We start from the raw sequence: 22,230 nt of genomic DNA, 5'->3' as shown, positions 1-22,230 counted from the left end.
AGGGCCTTTCTAGTAGATAGAAAAACGGAGTTTATGATGAAAAATAGAAATTTGTGGTTAACAATTTTTTCACTTTCGGCTATGGTAACTCTGATTGGATTAGGATTTACTGCCTATAATCATTTTGTATTCCATCAACCTTTTATGAATCGGACGACAAAAGGGTTGCTTTCGGCCTTTTTCCTAAGTCTTGTCATGGTTGCGATTAGCTTGTCCAAATCAAACGATAAGAAGTGATGATCGATCATTTACATGAATTAATCAACTGTGCAGGAGCAGGACGATGAAGCGGTTCTAAACAATGGCGCTTCTGTCCTGCTCTCTTTTTTCTCTTCTTAAAAATTGTGATACAATGAAGAGAAAGTATTTCAATGACAGCTCAATCTGTTGGCGGATCATTGGAGAAATTAGATACGAAGAAGAGGTAGGAATGTTAGAGAAGTGGGAGAGTGTGAAAGGAACCATCAAAACGATGGGAAAAGAGCTATCGGCAGCCTTTGATTGGGCTTTTGATCGTCTCTTTTCAAGGATTCAGCTGACCAATGAACAGTTTGTCTATGTGCTCTTGTCTGTTGTTTTCATCGTGGCCAATGCCATCTTGTGGGTGCAAAAGTTTCAAGGCTTTCCGATTACCGCAACCGAACGGCCAGAGGTTGTGTACAAGGCAAAAACACCGGCTGATCAGATTCCTCATACAGCGCGGATCATGGCTAATGGAGACCAGCTCTACCATGATTTGCTTTATATGAGCGCGCAAAAAGAAGATGGAAGCTATGATTTTCATGAAAATTATGAGTATGTCAAACCCTGGCTACAAAAAGCGGATCTAGCCTTGGGCGATTTTGAGGGAACCATTAACCCCAATTATTATTTGTCAGGATATCCTCTTTTTAATGCGCCGAGCGAAGTCGTACCAGCCATCAAGGATGCTGGTTATGATGTCATGGATTTGGGACATAACCATATCTTGGATTCAGGTCTAGAAGGGGTCTATTCGACAGCCAAGGCCTTTGAAGATGCCGGCATCACACCTGTCGGTGTCTACACGCATGAAAAGAGAGGCCAGGCCCCCTTGGTGATCAAGGAAGTGAATGGCATCAAGATTGCTATTCTAGCTTATGCTTACGGCTTTAATGGGATGGAAACGACGCTCACTCCAGAAGAGCAGGCGGATGTCTTGTCTGATCTGGATGAAGAGCGGATGAAGGCGGAGATCCAAAAGGCAGAGCAAGAGGCCGATATTACTATTGTCATGCCTCAGATGGGAATCGAGTACCAGTTGGAGCCGACAGAAGAGCAAAAAGAACTCTACCACAAGATGGTTTCTTGGGGAGCTGATATCGTCTTTGGCGGTCATCCCCATGTTGTAGAGCCTGCTGAAGTGGTCAATAAAGATGGTCAAAACAAGCTCATCATCTACTCGATGGGGAATTTCCTTTCCAATCAGCGTCTGGAAACGATGGGGGACGTAGAGACTGCCCAATGGACAGAGCGAGGGGTCTTGATGGATGTGACCATCGAAAAGGTTGGTCGCAAGACACGGATTAAGACGGCTACTGCTCATCCAACCTGGGTCAGTCGGACTCCGAAGGGAACCTATTCTCCTGAAGGCTATGACTTGTACAAGTACCAGACCTATATTTTGGAAGATTTTATCCAGGGTGGCAAATACCGCGACAAGCTGGATGAGGAGACCAAGGAGAGAGTGGATACGGCCTACCGAGAAATGAAGGAACATGTTCACTTGGACTGGCCTCAGAGTGGAAAGGAATAGAGCATGGAAGGAAATGTGAACTGGATCCCGCTTGGGATCTTAGGATTGATCGTGGTGATTTGGGCAACCAAATTTCTTACGGCTATCCGCCTCAAGCAAAAGCTGAAGAAGGCTTGGGATGGAGCGCCTTTCTTTCGCAAGAAAGACACAGAAGAAAGTTTGATAGATAGTCTGACTTATCCAGCTAAGGGACAGACGATTGATAGCCAAGTGGATGATCAGACCTGGCATGATTTGGCTTTGGATGCGGTCTTTGATCAACTCAACTATACCCAATCGAGCCTTGGGGCAGAGGCTCTCTATCAAAAAATGCGACTGCTGGAATTCCAGCCTCAGGACCAGCTTCATGACTTAGAAGCCTTCTTTGAAGAGCATCCTGATTTGCGCCTCAAGGTCCAGGTCATTTTCAACCAACTGGGCAAGAAGAACCACAACATGGCGCGGAGCATTGTCGCAAATCCCGGCAAGCATTATGCAGGTTTGCCTCTCTATCTAGCCTTGGCCTGCCTTCCCATTGTCTGTCTCTTTGCCATCCCCTTTGAGCCAGTCGGTGCCATTACCCTCTTGGTGATCAGTGTGGTCTTTAATATTGTCTTTTCGAGTTTGCGCAATTGGTCCAATAAAATCCGTCTGGATAATGTTAGCTATCTGGTCCGCATCTTTGCTTCGGCAGAACGCTTGAGCCATCTAGCCTTGCCACAACAAGAAGAACTAAAGCAAGCGGTCAAACCCTTTAAGAAAACGCGGATCCTTGCCAGTGTCTTGCAGAGTCCAACGGGGACCTCTGAGATGGAAATTGTTCTCCTCTACCTCAATGTCCTCTTTTTACTCCCGCAGATCGCTCAGGTTTATATTTACAATCAGGTGAAGGCTCATCAAAAAGAGGCCCAGAAGCTTCTGGATCTCCTTGGAGAGATGGAAGTTGCTATTAGTCTCTTGCGCCATAAGCGGGATCTAGAAGTGGTCTGTCAGCCAGTCTTTATAGAGACGGGTGGGATTGAAGGTGAGACGCTCTATCATCCCTTGCTGTCTAATCCGATTGCGAATGATGTGCATTTTCAAAAAAATATGGTCATCAGTGGGGACAATGCATCTGGGAAATCGACCTACCTGAAAACTGTCGCCATCAATGCCATTCTGGCTCAAGGATTAGGCTTTGCCTATGGAGAAACCTTGACCCTGCCTCACGGTCATGTCCTAACGGCTATGGATGTGAGCGATGATATTGAAGTTGGAGATAGCTACTTTATCACTGAGAGTAAAGCTATTTTACGTATGATTCAGCATCTGAAAAAACCTGGTTTTCACTATTTCTTTATTGACGAGCTCTTTAAGGGGACCAATACTATCGAGCGGATCGGATCAGGCCTTGGGATTGTCCGCTGGTTGGCTGCCCAAAACTGCCTCTACATGATCTCCAGTCATGATATTGAGCTGGTCTCAGCTTCTGGTGAGGTCAATGATAATTACCATTTTGATAGTCGCTATGTGGATGGCAAGATCGTCTTTGACTACCAGATCAAACCAGGGTCAGCCGTGACCAAGAATGCGGTCAATACCCTAGAAAGCCTGCATTATCCAGAGGAGATTACGCAAACAGCCAAGGACTTGATTGACCAGTATGAAGAGACGGGATACTGGTCTTTGAAAGCGATTGAAAAAGAATGAAAATGAATAAAGGAGTTTGTAAATGATCGGTTTAGGGACCTTCTATAATGCCTTAGGGGTCGTATTTGGTGGGCTTTTAGGACTGCTCATCGGTCAACGTTTGTCAGAAGATTTTCATGAGACCCTTCTGAAAGTGACGGGTGTTGCTGTTTTTGTCTTGGGCATCGCAGGGACCTTGGAAAAGATGCTGGTGGTGCATGGAAGTCATGTAGAAAGTCACGGCAGTATGATGTTGATTCTGAGTCTAGTGATCGGGACCGTTATCGGGGAACTCTTGAAGATTGAGGAGGGCTTTGAGCGACTGGGAACCTGGCTGAAGGAAAAGACGGGCAACCAAGGCGATACCGGTTTTGTTGATGCCTTTATGACCACGGCCTTGACCATTTGTATCGGGGCTATGGCGGTGGTTGGAGCTGTCCAGGATGGCCTGACAGGCGACACCTCGACCTTGTTGGCCAAAGCTATTCTCGATATGGTTATCGTTCTGGTCTTGACCGTTTCAAAAGGAAAGGGCGCGATCTTTGCGGTGGTTCCACTCGTGATCCTTCAGGGATTGATCACGCTGTTGGCCCATTTGATCGCACCGATCATGACTCCGCAAGCCCTTTCGAATCTGTCCCTAGTTGGCTCCAGCCTCATTCTCTGTGTAGGGATCAATCTCATCTGGGGCAAACGAATCAAGGTCGCCAATCTCCTTCCAGCAGTGCTAATTGCCATTATTTGGGCTTTTGTCGGGTGAAAAATAGAAGCTAAGCAGTAGCTTCAGATTTAAGACAAAGTCAACTTAAAAACTTTCCTTAGGTGAGTACGGACGTCAGCGAACTTCGTAGAAGTTCCATGACTAATTATTGAGCCTAAGGTCTCAATAATTCCGAGTGCCTGAAACGTATTGTTTCAGGCACTTTTCTCACAGCGGAAAGTTTTTGTATTTTCTTGATTCATTCTAAAAATAGGAACTCATTTTTACTTACTTTTAGAATCGATTAACTTATTTTACTTTTAAATAGTTTGTCTCATTCTAAAGTTAACCGGTAAAGACTGGTTAGTTTTTTTGCTTGTCCTTGTGCTCTTGTTAGAAAAATGGCGGTGCTCCAAAAAGGAGGGACATTATCTTTTTTGCAAATACGGGAATTCATTTATGGAAAACAGGATTTCTGGTATGATAGTCGTAATTTCGAATAGGGAGGTTGGAGTCGCCATGAGTGATTTGAATCAGACAGTTGAATTTATTAAAGAAATCGAGAAATTAAAGTCAGTAACAAGGTTTAATAGAACTCTTGATGGACGGTTTGAAAATAGTGCCGAGCATTCCTGGCAGGGTGCGATAGCTGCGATGGTTCTGCAAGATTATTATCCCGAAAAATTGAATATGGAAAAGGTCATGTTTCTGTTATTGATTCATGATTTAGGTGAGGTTTATGCTGGAGATACTTGGGTGTTTGATGATGAAAAAAAGCTTCATTCTCATGATAGAGAGTTAGCATCTATAGAAAAAACAATGAGCCTCCTTCCAGAAGCAACATATGTGAATATGAAAAATTCGTGGTTGGAGTTTGAAAAAGGGCAGAGTCCTGAGGCAAGATATGCAAGAGTGATTGACGCATTGGTACCACTGATTAATCACTTGGAAGTGTCAGAAGTCAATTATAATCCTGATCATATCCGTTCAGAGATGGTATTAGAAAAGAAAAAGTTCATAAAAAGTGAATCGGAAGAATTATGGAAACTGACAGAAGAGTTAATTCAGGAAAGTGTGGAAAAGGGCTTATATTCATAAGATCCCCTGGCCATCAGTAGGAACCTTCAACCCAAGAGGAAGCCACCTGTTTTCACGGGTGGTTTTGACTGGCTTGATCTGTGGTATAATGGAACCAGATAATTTACACCCTTTGAAAGGGAAAAGGTTAGATTGTATGATTAAGTTGATTGCAACAGATATGGATGGAACCTTATTAGATGAGCGAGGAGAGGTAGATCTTCCGCGCCTGGAAAGGCTATTGGACCACTTGGATCAAAAAGGGATTCGCTTTGTCATTGCGACGGGAAATGAAATCCATCGCATGCGCCAGCTCTTGGGTCCTTTGGTCAAACGGGTGACTCTAGTCGTAGCCAACGGAGCTCGGATTTTTGAGGATGACCAGATGATTCTAGGAAAATTCTGGGATCGAGAACTAGTAGAGGCGGTTCTTGCTTATTTTAAGGGGCGGGAAATTTCAGACCAGCTGGTTGTGTCAGCTGTCAATGGTGGCTTTGTCAAGGAAGGAACGGTCTTTACAGAAGTTGAGAAATTCATGCAGCCAGAAGTGATTGAAGCCTTGTACAAGCGGATGAAGTTTGTTCCGGAATTGACAGCAGATCTATTTGATCAGGTGCTTAAAATGAGCTTGGTGGTAGGCTTGGATCGTCTTGATCAAGTGAGCCAGGAAGTCCAACAAGCTTTTGGAGATCAGCTGATGGCGGTTTCGAGCGGTTTTGGCAGCATGGATCTCTTACAAGCTGGCATTCACAAGGCTTGGGGACTGGCTCAATTAATGGAGATGTGGCAGCTTAACGCCAGCCAGGTCATGGCCTTTGGTGATAGTGGAAACGACATCGAAATGCTTGAAATGGCAGGTCACTCCTATGCTGTAGCCAATGCAGAAGAAGCTGTCAAAGCTGTTGCCAAACACCTAGCACCGAGCCATCAAGAAGGTGGTGTCTACCAGGTGATCGAAGAGTATCTAGGATTGACCCCCTGGGAACAAGTGAAGGGAGAGAAATAGATGGCGGTACAACTGTTAGAAGACTGGCTCTTAAAGGAGCAGGAGAAAATCATAACAACCTATCGGGAACTCAATCAAGCCCCTCTGAAGGAGCCTGGTTTGATCTTTATCGGAGACTCCATCGTAGAGTATTTTCCCATTCATGAACTATTACAAAGTCCCAAGCACATGGTCAATCGAGGAGTGCGAGGCTATAAGACGGATCTCCTTCGTGAGCATCTAGACGCCCATGTCTTTGGAACGGCGGTGGATCAGATCTTTCTCTTGATCGGGACCAATGATATCGGAAAAGAAATTCCTCAAAAGGAAACCCTAGACAATGTAGAAGCGGTCTTACAAGCAATTATGCGAGATTTTCCGCTGACCCACATCAACCTGATCTCGGTTTTACCGGTGAGTCAAGAAGAGCGCTACAAACAAAAGGTCTATGTGCGGACCAATGAAAAAATTCAGTCCCTCAACCAGGCCTATCGCGAATTGGCTCAGGCCTACCACCAGGTCAGCTATGTCGATGTGTATTCGTCTTTATTGGATGAAAAGGGGCAGTTGGCAGAAGCCTATACGACAGATGGCCTCCATTTAAGTGTGGCTGGTTACCGCATCCTAGCTCAAGCTCTGCAGGAGATATTATAGAGACAAAAATAGGGAGCGAAAAAAGCCCAACTAGACAAATCTTCAAAGGAAGATTTGTTTTTTTTAAATCTTTTGGTTGACAAATGTAAATCTTAGGAGTAGAATAGCATCATAAGATTTACAAATGTAGATTTAGAAAGGAGAAGCCATGCAAATTTCCAATGCGGAATGGCGCATCATGAAAATTATCTGGATGGAAGGCAAGCAGACCAGCAGGGATTTGATCGCCGTCTTGTCCGAGCGCTTTGACTGGTCCAAGTCGACCATCAAGACCCTCTTGACGCGCTTGGTTGAAAAGGGCTGTCTGACCAGAGAAAAATCTGGCAAAGCCTTTGTCTACTCGGCTTTGTTGAAGCAGGACCAGAGTTTAGACTTGGTGGTTGAGGAGGTGAAAGACAAGGTTTGCTCAAAAAGAATTGTCCAGGTGCTTGAAAACTTGATTCAGGAGAGTGACTTTACGCTTGCAGATCTTAATCAGCTGCAGCAGGTCCTCGAAGAAAAGAAAGCAGAGGCTGTCGCAACAGTCCGCTGCAATTGTATGTAATAGAAAGAAGGAAATTCCATGTTTGGATTGTTAATTAGTATTGTTTGTTTACTTTTGGTTGCTTTTATTGCTTGGTGGTTCTTTGCAGAGCATGAAAAGGTAAGCGGCCACGCTCGTCAGAAATCAGGTTATCAAGAAATTGAAGTCGAAGTCATGGGGGGCTATTCGCCTGAAACCATTGTCCTGAAAAAAAATGTTCCAGCCCGGATCATCTTTAATCGCAAGGATCCATCTTCATGTCTGGCTCAAGTGATCTTTCCAGATTTTGGCGTTCATGAAGATTTGCCTTTAGGTGAAAAACATGTCATTGAAATTACGCCAGAAAAAGCGGGCGAATATGGGTATTCATGTGGAATGAACATGATGCATGGTCAAATGATTGTGGAATAAAGGAGTAGGTATGGTAGAAAAACAAAAAGCAGTTGTGGAAAACGGAGTGCAAAAGATCCGTATTACAGCAGAAAAGGGCTATAGTCCCAAAGAATTTCAACTTCAAAAAGGGATCCCTGCTGAAATCACCTTCCATCGGGTCAATCCTTCCGGCTGTTACAAGGAAATTTTGTTTGAAGATCAGGGGATTTTAGAGCCTTTGGAAGTCGGTGTGGATAAGGTGATATCCTTTACCCCGACAGAAACAGGGGACTTCGAGTTTTCATGTGGAATGAAGATGCAAAAGGGTTCCTACACGGTTGTGGAAAAACGCCGTCGTGTCTTAGGTTTACTGGGTCGCTTTTGGATTACTAGTATCTTTACTCTTCCTTTATTGATCTTGATGATCGGGATGATGGCAGGATTTGTATCCCATTCAGTCAGTCACTGGGGGACTTTTCTAGCGACAACACCGATCATGTTGGTAGCAGGAGTTCCTTTTATCAAGAGTGCCTGGGCCTCATTTAAGAAGCACCATTCCAATATGGATACCTTGGTAGCTCTTGGAACCCTGGTAGCCTATGTCTATAGTGTATTTGCCCTTTTTACTGGTCAGCCAGTATACTTTGAGGCTGCGGGTTTTATCATCTTCTTTATCCTCTTAGGACAAGTCTTTGAGGAACGGATGCGTAACAATGCCTCCGAGGCTGTGGAAAAGTTGTTGGATTTGCAGGCAAAAACGGCTCAAGTTCTCCGTGATGGGAACTATGTCGAGGTGGCGGCAGAAGATATCCAAATTGATGACTTGATTCGGGTCCGTCCTGGGGAAAAGATTGCGGTTGATGGGACGATTGTAGAAGGAAGTACGACCATTGATGAGTCGATGGTGACAGGTGAAAGCTTGCCTGTAGAAAAATCAGTTGGTGATGCAGTTATCGGCTCCACTATCAACAGCAATGGGACCATTCTCTTTAAGGCTGAAAAAGTCGGTAGTGAGACCCTCTTATCTCAAATTGTGGACTTTGTCAAAATGGCCCAATCCAGTCGTGCTCCCATTCAAGATTTGACGGATAAGATTTCAGGTATCTTTGTTCCAGTGGTGACGATTTTGGCCATTGCGACTTTCTGGGTTTGGTCCGTGCTTCTGGGCGCGTCGCTTCAAGAGGCCATGCTCTATGCAGTCTCTGTCCTCATTATTGCCTGTCCTTGTGCCCTTGGTTTAGCAACCCCAACAGCCCTCATGGTCGGAACCGGCCGTAGTGCCAAGATGGGGGTTCTGATTAAAAATGGAACAGTTCTTCAAGAAGTGCAAAAGATTCAAACCGTTGTGTTTGATAAGACAGGGACTATTACCATTGGCCAACCACTTGTAACCGATGTTGTAGGAGATGAAGCGCGTGTCTTGACACTGGCTGCTAGTCTTGAAACTTTTTCAGAACATCCACTAGCCCAAGCGGTGTTATCCCAAGCAGAAGAAAAAGGTTTGGTGTTATCCCCTGTGGAAAACTTCCAAGCGATTGAAGGAAAAGGGGTCCAAGGTCAGATCGACCAGCAGTTGGTGACCTTGGGAAATGGCAAACTTCATGACGGGACAGCGATGGATCCGGAGCTTGAAAAACGGATGGTAGAGTTGCAAGAGCAGGCCAAAACAGTGATCAGTTTGTCTGTGGATGGGCAAGTGATTGGCTTGATTGCCATTCAAGATGCTCCGAAGGCCAGCTCAAAAGAAGCGATCAAAAAGCTCAAAGAACGGGGCTTGAAAACGGTCATGTTAACGGGGGATAATGAACGGGTGGCCCAAGCTATTGCTAAGCAAGTGGGAATTGACACCGTCATTGCTGATGTCCTTCCTCAAGAAAAAGCTAGCGCCATCCAAAAACTGCAAGAAACTAGCAAGGTCGCCTTTGTTGGAGATGGGATCAATGATGCTCCAGCTCTCTCGATCGCGGATGTGGGGATCGCTATGGGATCTGGAACGGATATTGCGATCGAGTCCGGTGGCATCGTGCTCACGCAAAATGATTTGCTTGGCGTTGTGCGCGCCTTTGACATGAGTCAAAAGACCTTCCGCAGGATCTTACTCAATCTCTTCTGGGCCTCTATCTACAATATCCTTGGGATTCCAATTGCTGCTGGAGTCTTTGTAGGACTGGGATTGACCCTCAATCCAGAACTAGCAGGTCTTGCTATGGCCCTTAGTTCTTTGTCTGTTTTGACTAGCTCGCTGCTTCTCAATGTTGCGAAAATTGATTAATGGGAACAAAAAGTGATACAGAATTTTGTATCACTTTTTGTTCGATTTCCTACAGCTACAAGTCTTAGAGGTGCATGTAAATTATAATAAAATATCCTATTCTACTATAGTTTGTGAAATTTTCTCAAAATCAGCATCTGTTATGTAATAGGGATTGAGCATCTCTGAGCAGATTCTTATACATGTGCATCTCTTTGTGATAAATTAATACTGTAATCGTTTTGTAAATCGTTTTCATGAGAAATGTCAGAAAAAACTCATTTTCAAAACGAAACCTGATCGCAAAGATGAAGTAGAAGCGCTATGCTACATTTTTAAAGGATCAAAATAGATTTAAAGGAGAGTTAGAATGACTCAAGGGAAAATTACTGCATCTGCAGCAATGCTTAACGTATTGAAAACATGGGGCGTAGATACCATCTACGGGATCCCATCAGGAACACTTAGCTCACTCATGGACGCTTTGGCTGAAGACAAAGATATCCGTTTCTTGCAAGTTCGCCACGAAGAAACAGGTGCTCTTGCAGCGGTTATGCAAGCTAAATTTGGTGGCTCTATCGGGGTTGCAGTTGGTTCAGGTGGACCTGGTGCAACTCACTTGATCAACGGTGTTTACGATGCAGCGATGGATAACACTCCATTCCTTGCTATCCTTGGATCACGTCCAGTTAACGAATTGAACATGGATGCCTTCCAAGAATTGAACCAAAACCCAATGTACAACGGTATCGCTGTTTACAACAAACGTGTAGCTTACGCAGAGCAATTGCCAAAAGTGATTGACGAAGCTTGCCGTGCTGCCGTTTCTAAAAAAGGTCCAGCTGTCGTTGAAATTCCAGTAAACTTTGGTTTCCAAGAAATCGACGAAAACTCATACTATGGATCAGGTTCATACGAGCGTTCATTCATCGCTCCTGCTTTGAACGAAGTTGAAATCGACAAAGCTGTTGAAATCTTGAACAATGCTGAACGCCCAGTAATCTACGCTGGTTATGGTGGTGTTAAAGCTGGTGAAGTGATTACTGAATTGTCACGTAAAATCAAAGCACCAATCATCACAACTGGTAAAAACTTCGAAGCTTTCGAATGGAACTACGAAGGTTTGACGGGTTCTGCTTACCGTGTTGGTTGGAAGCCAGCTAACGAAGTGGTCTTTGAAGCAGACACAGTTCTTTTCCTTGGTTCAAACTTCCCATTTGCTGAAGTATACGAAGCATTCAAAAACACTGAAAAATTCATCCAAGTGGATATCGACCCTTACAAACTTGGTAAACGTCACGCTCTTGACGCTTCTATCCTTGGTGATGCAGGTCAAGCATCTAAAGCTATCCTTGATAAAGTAAACCCAGTTGAGTCTACTCCATGGTGGCGTGCAAACGTGAAGAACAACCAAAACTGGCGTGATTACATGAACAAACTCGAAGGTAAAACTGAGGGTGAATTGCAATTGTATCAAGTTTACAATGCAATCAACAAACATGCTGATCAAGACGCTATCTACTCAATCGACGTAGGTGACACTACTCAAACATCTACTCGTCACCTTCACATGACACCTAAGAACATGTGGCGTACATCTCCACTCTTTGCGACAATGGGTATTGCCCTTCCTGGTGGTATCGCTGCTAAGAAAGACAATCCAGATCGCCAAGTATGGAACATCATGGGTGACGGTGCATTCAACATGTGCTACCCAGACGTTATCACAAACGTTCAATACGACCTTCCAGTTATCAACGTTGTCTTCTCAAATGGTAAATATGCCTTCATCAAGGACAAATACGAAGACACAAACAAACACTTGTTTGGTTGTGACTTCCCTAATGCCGACTATGCGAAAATTGCTGAAGCGCAAGGTGCTGTAGGGTTTACAGTTGACCGTATCGAAGATATCGATGCAGTTGTTGCAGAAGCTGTTAAATTGAACAAAGAAGGTAAAACTGTTGTGATCGATGCCCGCATCACACAACACCGTCCACTTCCAGTAGAAGTACTTGAGTTGGATCCAAAACAACACTCAGAAGAAGCGATCAAAGCCTTCAAGGAAAAATACGAAGCTGAAGAGCTTGTACCATTCCGCCTCTTCTTGGAAGAAGAAGGGTTGCAATCACGCGCAATCAAATAATTCCTCTCGTGGAAAATCAAATGTAAACTGCGTTATCTTCACCTTGCCGTACTCCAGTACTGTCTGCGGTTCGATGCCTTGTTTATTCTTTGATTTTCTTAGAGCAGAACTTAAAAAGATCGGAGCAATCCGGTCTTTTTGTGGAGGATAAGAAATGAATTTAAATCAATTAGATATTATCGTTTCAGATGTTACCCAAGTTTGTGCTAGCTTGGAGCGTATTTTGGATAAAAAAGCCGATTATGTTGACGACAGTTTTGCTCAGTTCACGATTGGCAGTCACTGTCTCATGTTGTCTCAAAATCATTTGGTTCCTTTGGAAAACTTTCAGTCAGGAATCATTCTTCATATCGAGGTTGAGGATGTAGACCAGAACTACCAACGGTTGAAAGAACTTGGTATCCAGGTTTTAAACGGTCCAGTTGTAACCGATTGGGAAACCGAAAGCCTGCTAGTTAAAGGCCCAGCTGGTTTAGTGATTGATTTTTATCGTATGAAATAGGACGCGTGATCATTTAACGTCAACCTTAGCTATTCTTAAAACAGAATTTGAGAAAATGAACTATTTAAAAGATCGGAGCCATCCGGCCTTTTTGTGTTGCACGTGAACAGAAATAACCTTAGAATAGGTTTAGTTTTTCATAGGATCTTGTAGGATTTTTTGGAAAGAGAAGGGTATAATAGAACTATCAAATCAAGTGAGGTAGAGAGATGACCGACAAACTTCAATTTCCAGATGGTTTTCTTTGGGGTGGGGCGACGGCTGCTAACCAGTGTGAGGGAGCTTATAATGAAGATGGCCGTGGCTTGGCTAATGTAGATGTGGTGCCGATTGGGCCTGATCGTCACGCCATTATTACAGGTCAGAAAAAGATGTTCGACTTTGAAGAGGGCTATTTTTACCCAGCTAAAGAAGGTATTGATATGTACCATCGCTACAAGGAAGACATTGCTCTCTTTGGGGAAATGGGCTTTAAAACCTATCGCTTGTCCATTGCCTGGTCTCGGATCTTCCCGAAAGGGGATGAATTGGAGCCAAACGAAGCGGGTCTACAGTTCTATGAAGACCTCTTTAAGGAGTGCCATAAGTATGGCATTGAACCCTTGGTGACCATTACCCACTTTGACTGTCCCATGCATTTGATTACTGAGTACGGAGGTTGGCGCAGTCGCAAGATGTTGGAATGTTATGAACGTCTCTGCCGGACCCTCTTCACTCGCTACAAGGGCTTAGTCAACTACTGGCTAACCTTTAATGAGATCAATATGATCCTTCATGCGCCTTTTATGGGAGCGGGTCTCTGCTTTGAAAAAGGGGAGAATGAGGAGCAAGTCAAATACCAGGCAGCTCACCATGAGTTGGTCGCTTCAGCCATTGCTACCAAGCTAGCCCATGAGATTGACCCTAACAATAAGGTCGGCTGTATGCTGGCAGCAGGGCAAAATTACCCGCATACTTGTGCTCCGCGAGATGTCTGGGCTGGTCTAGAAGAAGACCGCAAGAACTATTTCTTTATCGATGTGCAAGCGCGTGGGGAATACCCTAACTATGCTAAGAAAGAGTGGGAGCGTCAGGGAATTACGGTTGAGATGACGGAGCAGGACCTTCAATTGTTGAAAGATCATACAGTGGACTTTATTTCCTTCTCCTACTATGCCAGTCGGGTCGCTTCAGGGGATCCAGCTGAAAGGGAGAAAACAGCGGGCAATATCTTTGCTTCTCTGAAGAACCCCTACCTAGAAAGCTCAGAATGGGGTTGGCAGATTGACCCTCTTGGGATCCGCATTACGCTGAACACCATCTGGGATCGTTATCAAAAACCCATGTTTATTGTAGAAAATGGACTAGGCGCCGTTGATACCCCAAATGAAGCCGGGGAGATTGAGGATGACTACCGGATTGATTACCTGGCTGCCCACATCAAGGCCATGCGGGAGGCCATCAACGAAGATGGCGTTGTCCTCTGGGGCTATACAACTTGGGGATGTATTGACCTGGTCTCTGCTGGGACTGGAGAAATGAAGAAACGCTACGGTTTTATCTATGTCGACCGGGACAACGAAGGCAAGGGAAGCTTGGCCCGCTCACGTAAGAAATCCTTCTATTGGTACAAAGAAGTCATTGCGACCAATGGGGCTTCTGTTAAATAAAAGTTTTCGGTACTTGCTCGCCAACTCTCTCCTATAAACGAAAAAGCTTAGAATCCCACTCACAAGCTGGGGTCCTAAGCTTTTTGTATGTAGTTTAGCTAAGTCGTTACGGATTTACTGGTCGTAATCTAAGACGTTGTTCTCGATGACAAACTTAGATTCAGCGGAAATGTTGGCTGCTCCTAGTTGCAACTGTGAACTTCCGTCTGGCTTCATGATGTGCCACTGACCGTCCTTGTGGGCAAAGATAGCCTGAAATGTGACGTTGTCACTCTTGTCTCGAATAGGTAGAACAAATGCTTGATCAGTATTCTCTAAGAGAATCTCTTCTTTTTTTTCAAAGTTATAGATATAAAATTGCCCAGTTCTTTGTCCCAAACCATGGAGTTCATCGACTTTTTTCCAGTTCTCAAATTTTGTCCGAACAAGGGATTCATTATAAATCTTGTTGAAGGTTTCGTTGCGTTTCTTCGTTTCTTCCTCGTCTAGTGTTTTCTGAAACTCTGCAACCTTTTTAGTCGTTTGGATGGTTTGTTTGTTTTGCTCCCTGATTTGGTGTCGGTGGATGACTCGCAACATTCTTGCAGCAACGCCCAGGATGACAAGGATGGATACAAGACTGATTTTAGTTTTAGCATTATTTTTCATAGATGAGTCTCCCTATTGTGTCATTGGTCCTATTATACCCTTTGAAAGAAAGGATCGTCAAGTTCATCTTGTGATGATCTAACATGCAGATCTACCTGGGGACAATAGAATTTTATCAGATTTTCATTGACGAAGGTCCCTTTATTTGATAGGCTAGGGGAATAGAAATGATTTGGAGTTTAAATGAAAAAGGAGTGAGGCAAGTGGCACGGATTTTATTAATCGAGGATAATAATGATATCCAAGAAATTTTATACAGTCTCTTAAGTGAAGATCATGAGGTCCTTCAGGCTTTTTCAGGTACAGAAGGGCTGCGGCTCTTCCAGCAAGAAGTCGTTGATTTGGTTCTTCTGGATATCATGCTTCCAGGGAAAAATGGGGACCAGGTCCTGGAGGAGATCCGTTTGCAGAGTCAGGTGCCGGTCATCATGATGACGGCCCTTGGAGACAAACACCTCATTAGTCAGTACCTCCTTGCAGGTGCCAATGATTATATTGTCAAGCCCTTTAATCTGGACGAAGTAGCAGCTCGAGTGACGGTGCAGTTGCGAAATCACGTCTCACCAGCAAAGAAAGCTCAAGCGTCGCAAAAGCTCTCCTTTAAAAATCTGGTTCTGAATCCAGAAACCTTTGAACTGGAGTCTGGCGCACAGACGCTTCGATTGGGCAAAAAAGAATTTCAAATTTTTGAGACCTTGCTGGTTCATCCAAAGAAGATTTTTACCAAGGAAGAATTGTATGAAGCGGTCTGGGAAGAAGTCTATCTACCTGGTGACAATACCCTCAATGCCCAATTGAGCAATCTTCGAAAGAAAATTGCCCAGCTTGACCCAGATGAGGACTATATTGAAACGGTCTGGGGCTTGGGTGTTCGCTTGAAAGGAGACAAGTAATGTGGGTTCTAGTTCTAATTCTTGTCGTCCTTGTCCTTCTCTTGGGACTGGGCTACCTTCGCCTACTCTCTGCTCTCACAGATTTGCAGGAGCAGATTCAAAAGAAGCTCCAAAGCGGGAGTGGGGTACGGCTGACCTCCCAGGTCTCAAAAAAAGAATTGGTCGCCTTGACCAAGCAGGTCAGTGATCTCTTTGATCAGATTGAGCGGACCAATCGGATTGCCCTTCAAGAAAAGAAGACCTTGGATATGGCCATCAGTAATATTGCTCACGATATCCGGACGCCTTTGACCATTGCGTCGGGCTATACCCAACAAATCATCAAAGGTGGGACGCAGGAAGAGGAAAAGCTGAAGAAAATTGCTTCCAATCTTCAAGTCGTCTCAAAACGCTTGGAATCTCTCTTGGAATACAGACGCTTGATGGAGGGAGCTATTCAGCCTCGGCTTACAGACGTCAATCTCAGCCAAGTCCTGACCCAGCAGTTGTTCCAGTATTATGACAGCTTGTCCGAAGCGGGGATTGCCTTCGAGGTGGAGCTAGAAGAGCATCTTCATTATGCGACCGATCCTGAGCTTTGGGAGCGCCTCTTGCAAAATATGCTCAGCAATGTCCTCAAACATGGAAAGGAGCAGGCGCGTTTGACCTTGATGTCGGACGCGGACACGATTCGGGTAGAGCTGCGCAATATTGTGCAACAACCGATCCAACATTTAGACCAACTGGCTAGTCGATTCTATTCGGAAAATCTGTCGGACACAGAAGAGTCTTCTGGCTTGGGTCTCTACATTATTCAAAATTTTGTAGAGATCTTAGGCGGCGACTTGCAACTGGCGACGGAAGCAGACTGGTTTGTTTTGACCATTACACTAAGAAAAAATGCTTGAGCACCGCTCAAGCATTTTTGTTATAAATCTTTGTGTTTAAAAGTAGCCAGTCCCAAGAATCCGAAAACAAGGATGAATCCAAGGGCAATCGAGAGAGTGTTGTTCGTTGCTGTCGTACTTTGGACCATGGAATATTGAAACTCCAAGTTTAGATAGTGGAGAATGTCAATATCTTTAAAGAAGAGCGCAGGAAGGCTTAAGAGGATATTCCCAATGAAGTAGCCAACGAAGGCCAAGGTGATGGATTGGCTAGCGTAAAGAAGGAAGGAAATGATGCTGACCCAAGCCAGGGTGGAAAGGAACTGAATCAGCACGGTCAGTCCAAAATGAGCCAAGAAGTGCTCAGGCATGGTGCCAAGTCCATTGTAGAGGGTCGCAATCAAGAAGACGAGACCATAAGAAACGAGAAATTGGAAGAGGGCAATGGTCAGGACAACGGCGCTTTTGGCAAAGTAGTAGCTGGTGCGCGAAACCCCATAGGCCAGATTATTCTTGTATAAGTTTTGCGTTAAGTCTGTTCCTAGAACCAAGGTGATGACAATAATGGTAAAGAGGATAGTCACACTGATGCTGGAAGAGTAGTTGGTCAAGGCTTTAAAGCCCGTCCAAACTTTGGTTGCTTGGGGTAATTTGGATTCCGTATTGACGCCGACGTGGCCGGTAGCTCCAAAGATGACTCCAGACAGGATGTTGAGAACGAGAATGGCTTCTGTAATCCAAAAACCTTTAGAGCGAAAAAGTCTGTAAAAATCTGCTTGAATGGTATGCAACATGATAAATCTCCTAAATGAAATATGTGGGATAAGTAATGCAAGACGGTGGGTTGACTAGTCTACCAAGTCCGTAAAGAATTTTTCCAGATCTTGGCGGGCATAGTAGATTTCATCCACGTCAATATCTGCTTGAACGAGCGCTTTGACAATGACTTTAATATCGTGAGTCTGTCCAAAGATATGGATTTCTCCATCCTTATCGATGACTTTGATACGGTGATGGAGTTGATCCTGGATCAGTTGACTGGCAAGGGCTAGCTGGCTAGTCTTGAGGATGATGTAATCTTCTCCTTGTTCTTCGAATTCAGCCTTGCTAATTTCTTTAATCAGGCGTCCTTGGTCGACAATACCAAAACGATTGGCAACCAGATAAAGTTCGGACAGGATGTGACTGGAAATGAGGATGGTCATGCCGAGTTCATCGTTGAGGCGCTTGATCATCTGACGGAATTCCTTGATTCCGACAGGATCGAGACCATTGATGGGTTCGTCCAAAATGAGGAAGTCGGGCTTGGCAATGAGCGCAATCGCAATTCCCAACCGTTGTTTCATCCCGAGTGAAAAATCGCGGAATTTCTTCTTACCCGTATTATTCAGGCCGACATAGTTCAAGGTTTCTTTGATGACCTGATCAGGGTTGGGGATATGGCGAGCTTTGCAATAATAGACCAGGTTTTGATAAGCGGTCATATGCTTATGGGCCACAGGACTCTCAATGACGGAACCAACCCGTTTTAGGGCTTGCGTCCACTGGGAGCGATTTGTAGAAGAAAAGAGAGAGACGCTTCCGTCAGTTTCCTGAATTAGTTGGGTGATGACCTTGATGAGGGTGGTTTTTCCTGCGCCATTTTTACCGATGAGGCCGTAGACGTCGCCTTTGCGAATGGTGAGATTCACATCATTTAAGGCGTATTGTTGACCGAATTTTTTGCTCAAATGGGAAATTTCTAATACTTTTTCCATGGTTTTCTCCTTCGTCCAAATGACTAGTTGTTTTCTTTACACTCTTAGTATACAGCTTGCTTTTCAAATAACTATCAAGCAATTCTCAAATATTTCTAAAAAAGAGAGAGGGACAGAAATCGGTAATTCGTTAGAATTCGATTTCGTCGTCCCACCTCCGCACAGTTGAGTAGGGCTGTAAAAGCTGATGAAATCAGCGTAGTAGAGCCCACTCAACCACTGCGTCTTGCTCGACAATCCAAAAATAATTGAGAGGCTAGGACTTTTGTCCCAGCCTCTTCATTTTAAAATCCAGCGACAAACTCTTTGATGGCTTGCGCGAGTTCATAGGGTTTCTCGGTATTGAGTAGATGACCTCCGTCTGCGATTTCTTGATAGCGGCCTTTTGGCAGGAGCTTGGCCAATTTTTTAGAAGAAGATTGATTGGCCCAATCTTTGCTACCACAAATCACCAAGCTAGGAAGAGGGCAAACTTTAACGGTATCGGTTAAATTGAGCCCTTTTAATTCGGTTAAGATTTGAAGCATCTGTTGTTTATTGGCATCTTGTTTTTCAAAGACATGCTTGGGAAGCAGACGAAAAAGGAGAATCTGGAGCCGATAGAGGGGATTGGTGTTGAGTTTGTATTGTGTTCCTACAAGGACCAAGCCCTTGAGTTGCGGGAAGTCTTGTCTGGAGAGATCCAGAGCGAGCACGCCACCTAGTGAGAGTCCTACCAGAATAAAGGGTTCGCTTTCTTGCTGAAGGCGCTCCATCAACCTTTCTTTAACTTCCTGATAGCTTTCTTTTGGATGGGAGAAAATATCAAAAGTTTTGGAGTGCAAGGGTGAAAGTGCAAATTGGACTCCTTGCCAAGAGAGGACATCTTGCCCTAGTCCATGTAAAAAAATTAGTTTCATCAGGAATCCTTTCTTTGAAAATCGAGTTCGTAGAGACCACGAAGAGCATTGCAGGCATAAATACGATCGGCGTCTATTAAATCGTTCAGAGTTAAGAGTTTTTCTTCAACCTGATGGGTCTCAAGAAGATGGCGCCGATAAATGCCATCGAGTAAGGGGAGGTGAGCTGGTGGGGTATAGAGTTGTCCCTCTATCTCCAGCACCAGATTGCCAATCGTCGTCTCTAGCAAGCTTCCATCTGGCAGATGGAAAATTTGCTCGTGATCTGACTGGCTGAGATGGTCTCTCTGACTCGTTTTGAAATAAGTAAATGGCGTCGCTAAATCAAGCTTTTGCTCGGTCAGTTGGGCCTGTAGATAGCTAGCGGGCAAGTCTGTCAGCTCCGTGATTACTAGGTGAAAGGTCCCGTTTTTTTGCAAGGCGATCCGACAACGATAGTCAAGGTTGGATTCCAAATGAGCAAGCTCTTCTTGAAGTTCTTTCAGGAGTTTGGGTTCATCATAAGGATAGGCAAAGTAGCGACTAGCTTCTCTCAAGCGTGTTACATGTTTGTCTAAGAAAGTCAACTCTCCTTGGTGGATGCGGCCGGTCGTCAGGAGCTCAAAGTGAGGCTCTTGCCGGTAAAGGACAGCTGATTTTTGCTTGGTTTCCTGGTATTCACCTTCCCATTTGCTGTCCCAAGTGATGCCTCCTCCCACGCCATAGATGGCTTGATTCCCCTGCATTTGAAGGGTCCGGATGGCTACATTAAAAATCCGTTTCCCTTTTGGAAGAAGGATGCCGATCGTTCCACAGTAGACACCTCGAGGAGACTTCTCCGTCTTTTGGATGATTTCCATAGTGGAGATCTTCGGTGCTCCTGTAATCGAGCCACAAGGAAAGAGAGCTCGGAAGGTTTGGATCAGGTCGATTTCAGCTCGTAAGCGACTTTCAATGGTCGAGGTCATCTGCCAAACAGTGGAGTATTGCTCGACTTGGCAGAGATGGGTCACATGCTCACTTCCAATCTCCGAAATCCGGTTCATGTCATTGCGGAGGAGGTCGACGATCATCATGTTTTCTGCTCGATTTTTCGGGTCGGCTTCTAGCCAAGCAGCCTCTTGAAGATCCTCTTGGTTGGTGAGACCACGGTGCGTCGTTCCTTTCATGGGGCGCGTGGTCAGTAGCCGGTCGTCTTGCTCAAAAAAGAGCTCAGGACTGATGGAGAGGATGGAGACATCATCGTGCTGGATGAAGGCATTGTAATGGGCTTTCTGCTCTACCACCAAGCGATTGTATATAGCCAAAGGATCTGCTTTTAGCTCTTGAGAAAGCTGGACAGTGTAGTTGACCTGGTAGGTATCTCCCTGGCGGATATGGTGATGGATGGTCTCGATGGCTTCTTGATAAGCAGGTGCCTCTACCTCTTCCTTCCAATTGGCTGGAAGATCCACAGCTTCATAGTGCTCTGGGAAAGGAAGGGTTTCGACCTCCTCGTGGATAGTAAAATAGAGGAGATACTCTCCCATAAGAGGTGCTGGATGGACAGCAAACTTCTTCTCAAAAGCAGGAGCAGCCTCATAGCTGACATAGCCAACCGCATAAAAGCCTTGCTCCTGGTAGGCTTCGACTTCTCTAAGAAGATCCTCTACCTGGTCGAGGTTTCTAGTTTTTAATTCCTTTATGGACTTGGTGAAAAGGTAGCGCAAACCAAGCTCTTTAAAATCAATAATCGTTTGTTTATGCATGCTTTGAGTATATCAAAAATAGAGGAAAAAAGGTAGATAAGGATGCAAGATTCCTTGATTGGCCTTCCCTTTCATGCTAAAATAACCATAGAAACTGCTTTGGGCAAGGAGTAGGACCATGCAAAAGAATCCCCTCTATAACACCTCTAGTATCAGCTTTTTTCAATACCTCTTTGCGATTGCAGTGATTTTGGTGCATAGTGGTCGCTTGACCTCCTATGAGCCACTGCATTTTGGTCTCAAGAGTATGCTCGGCCGGCTAGCGGTTCCATTTTTTATCGTCTGTGCCAGCTTTTTCCTCAAATAATCCCTAGGGAATTCTCAGAAAATGAAGGCCTATCTGGTTAAAATCGTAAAAACCTATTTGTTTTGGAGTTTCGTTTACCTCCCTTATGCCTGGCTCTTTTTCTCCTTCCTGTTTATCTCTTTCCAGCAGGAATCTTGATTGCTCTGGTCTACTTGGGAATGTGCTACCAACTCTGGTATATTCCTGCTTTTTTACTGGGCTTGTTTTTGGTCAATCAATTGGTCAAACGCCTAGGTATGGTTTGGACGGGGGTGATCACTTTTCTTCTTTACTGCTGGGGCTTGATCGAGACCTATTCGGCTTATCTGGACACCACAAGTCTTCTTAAGGGTTACCAGCTCTACAGCAATTTATTTTTTACAGCGCGAAATGGTCTCTTTTACACGCCCATTTTTATCTATATGGGTTATTATCTGTATGACCATTTTCATGCACAAACTTTTAGAATTCACCGTTGGCAAAAGCTAGCACTTGCCTTTGGTTTGCTCTGCCTCGAAGGCATCATCATTTTTCAACACGAAGGAATTGATAAGAACTTTTTCTTTCTTCTTCCTTTTGTGACCGTTTATTTGGTCAATGCCTGCCTGCGATCGTCCTTTTTGAAAAGCTATGATTTACAGTATTTAAAGCAAATGAGTATAGCTCTTTACTTTTCGCATCCGATCTTTATCGAGTGGGCTCGCTATGGCTTTAGCAGCCTCCCTCTCTCTTATCCAGACAGGGGCAAGCTGATTTTTGTGACTGCCTTGTTTGGCAGTCATCTCTTTGGAGTGGCCATGCTATGGGTGCGAGATAGAAGGAAAAACAAAGGGTTCCTTCAAATGGTGAAGAGTTAGATAAAATAACCAACCAA

The 22,230-nt window shown here is 44.6% G+C and carries 22 protein-coding genes; 17 read left to right on the top strand and 5 right to left on the bottom strand.

The genetic code is table 11. The features are described from left to right. The first annotated feature begins 33 nt into the window (after positions 1-33). From H7T97_RS10235 to H7T97_RS01160, 13 genes are all read left to right on the top strand, one after another. A complete protein-coding gene (locus tag H7T97_RS10235; protein WP_082160978.1) occupies positions 34-237 on the top strand; it encodes a hypothetical protein in 204 nt (67 codons plus the stop codon). A 193-nt stretch (positions 238-430) separates the two neighbouring features. Continuing rightward, positions 431-1,774 (top strand): CapA family protein, encoded by a 1,344-nt coding sequence (locus H7T97_RS01215; RefSeq protein WP_201089046.1) that lies wholly within the window; start codon positions 431-433, stop codon positions 1,772-1,774. Between the two features lie 3 nt (positions 1,775-1,777). Further along, positions 1,778-3,442, top strand: coding sequence for a MutS-related protein (locus H7T97_RS01210; protein WP_201089044.1), 1,665 nt, complete (start codon positions 1,778-1,780; stop codon positions 3,440-3,442). A 22-nt stretch (positions 3,443-3,464) separates the two neighbouring features. Next, entirely contained in the window at positions 3,465-4,181 is a 717-nt protein-coding gene (locus H7T97_RS01205; protein ID WP_049483042.1) for a DUF554 domain-containing protein, read from the top strand. Positions 4,182-4,640: 459 nt separating this feature from the next. Continuing rightward, entirely contained in the window at positions 4,641-5,219 is a 579-nt protein-coding gene (locus tag H7T97_RS01200) for an HD domain-containing protein (protein ID WP_042759908.1), read from the top strand. 136 nt (positions 5,220-5,355) lie between these two features. Beyond that, positions 5,356-6,204, top strand: coding sequence for an HAD family hydrolase (locus H7T97_RS01195; RefSeq protein WP_049523127.1), 849 nt, complete (start codon positions 5,356-5,358; stop codon positions 6,202-6,204). Continuing rightward, a complete protein-coding gene (locus tag H7T97_RS01190) occupies positions 6,205-6,837 on the top strand; it encodes an SGNH/GDSL hydrolase family protein (protein WP_045759855.1) in 633 nt (210 codons plus the stop codon). Positions 6,838-6,985: 148 nt separating this feature from the next. Next, positions 6,986-7,381, top strand: a complete 396-nt coding sequence (locus H7T97_RS01185; protein WP_024056337.1) for a CopY/TcrY family copper transport repressor — start codon at positions 6,986-6,988, stop codon at positions 7,379-7,381. Positions 7,382-7,399: 18 nt separating this feature from the next. Next, positions 7,400-7,771, top strand: a complete 372-nt coding sequence (locus H7T97_RS01180) for a cupredoxin domain-containing protein (protein WP_024056338.1) — start codon at positions 7,400-7,402, stop codon at positions 7,769-7,771. Positions 7,772-7,781: 10 nt separating this feature from the next. After that, positions 7,782-10,004, top strand: coding sequence for a heavy metal translocating P-type ATPase (locus H7T97_RS01175; RefSeq protein WP_049486106.1), 2,223 nt, complete (start codon positions 7,782-7,784; stop codon positions 10,002-10,004). Between the two features lie 349 nt (positions 10,005-10,353). Beyond that, complete coding sequence (gene spxB / locus H7T97_RS01170; RefSeq protein WP_201089041.1) at positions 10,354-12,129, top strand: pyruvate oxidase; 1,776 nt, start codon at positions 10,354-10,356, stop codon at positions 12,127-12,129. Positions 12,130-12,283: 154 nt separating this feature from the next. Then, on the top strand, positions 12,284-12,631 hold the full coding sequence (locus H7T97_RS01165; protein WP_201089039.1) for a VOC family protein: 348 nt from the start codon (positions 12,284-12,286) through the stop codon (positions 12,629-12,631). A 209-nt stretch (positions 12,632-12,840) separates the two neighbouring features. Next, entirely contained in the window at positions 12,841-14,280 is a 1,440-nt protein-coding gene (locus tag H7T97_RS01160) for a 6-phospho-beta-glucosidase (RefSeq protein WP_201089037.1), read from the top strand. A gap of 114 nt (positions 14,281-14,394) precedes the next feature. Here H7T97_RS01160 and H7T97_RS01155 read toward each other — a convergent pair whose 3' ends face one another. Beyond that, complete coding sequence (locus tag H7T97_RS01155; RefSeq protein ID WP_201089035.1) at positions 14,395-14,928, bottom strand: hypothetical protein; 534 nt, start codon at positions 14,926-14,928, stop codon at positions 14,395-14,397. 203 nt (positions 14,929-15,131) lie between these two features. Here H7T97_RS01155 and H7T97_RS01150 point away from each other — a divergent pair, with 203 nt between their 5' ends. Both H7T97_RS01150 and H7T97_RS01145 read left to right on the top strand, forming a co-directional pair. Next, positions 15,132-15,821, top strand: a complete 690-nt coding sequence (locus H7T97_RS01150; protein ID WP_201089095.1) for a response regulator transcription factor — start codon at positions 15,132-15,134, stop codon at positions 15,819-15,821. Then, positions 15,821-16,708, top strand: a complete 888-nt coding sequence (locus H7T97_RS01145) for a sensor histidine kinase (protein WP_201089033.1) — start codon at positions 15,821-15,823, stop codon at positions 16,706-16,708. Before H7T97_RS01150 ends, H7T97_RS01145 begins: the two co-directional genes overlap by 1 nt. Before the next feature lie 20 nt (positions 16,709-16,728). Here H7T97_RS01145 and H7T97_RS01140 read toward each other — a convergent pair whose 3' ends face one another. The 4 genes from H7T97_RS01140 to pabB form a co-directional block, all read right to left on the bottom strand. Further along, positions 16,729-17,481, bottom strand: coding sequence for an ABC transporter permease (locus tag H7T97_RS01140; RefSeq protein ID WP_201089031.1), 753 nt, complete (start codon positions 17,479-17,481; stop codon positions 16,729-16,731). A gap of 54 nt (positions 17,482-17,535) precedes the next feature. Then, positions 17,536-18,444 (bottom strand): ABC transporter ATP-binding protein, encoded by a 909-nt coding sequence (locus H7T97_RS01135; RefSeq protein ID WP_201089029.1) that lies wholly within the window; start codon positions 18,442-18,444, stop codon positions 17,536-17,538. A gap of 284 nt (positions 18,445-18,728) precedes the next feature. Continuing rightward, complete coding sequence (locus H7T97_RS01130; protein WP_021153837.1) at positions 18,729-19,343, bottom strand: alpha/beta fold hydrolase; 615 nt, start codon at positions 19,341-19,343, stop codon at positions 18,729-18,731. Continuing rightward, entirely contained in the window at positions 19,343-21,070 is a 1,728-nt protein-coding gene (gene pabB, locus H7T97_RS01125) for an aminodeoxychorismate synthase component I (RefSeq protein WP_201089027.1), read from the bottom strand. The genes H7T97_RS01130 and pabB overlap by 1 nt, the downstream gene beginning before the upstream one ends. Positions 21,071-21,188: 118 nt before the next feature. On the opposite strand from pabB, the gene H7T97_RS10230 reads away from it, so the two are divergent. After that, positions 21,189-21,377, top strand: a complete 189-nt coding sequence (locus H7T97_RS10230) for a hypothetical protein (protein ID WP_223344859.1) — start codon at positions 21,189-21,191, stop codon at positions 21,375-21,377. Between the two features lie 62 nt (positions 21,378-21,439). Next, positions 21,440-22,213 (top strand): hypothetical protein, encoded by a 774-nt coding sequence (locus H7T97_RS01120; RefSeq protein ID WP_223344862.1) that lies wholly within the window; start codon positions 21,440-21,442, stop codon positions 22,211-22,213. Positions 22,214-22,230: the final 17 nt, after the last annotated feature.

It is taken from the genome of Streptococcus parasanguinis (genome assembly GCF_016648925.1).
Lineage (GTDB): Bacteria > Bacillota > Bacilli > Lactobacillales > Streptococcaceae > Streptococcus.
Note: the sequence above shows the minus strand (reverse complement) of the source record. Positions and strands in the feature narration are given on the sequence as shown.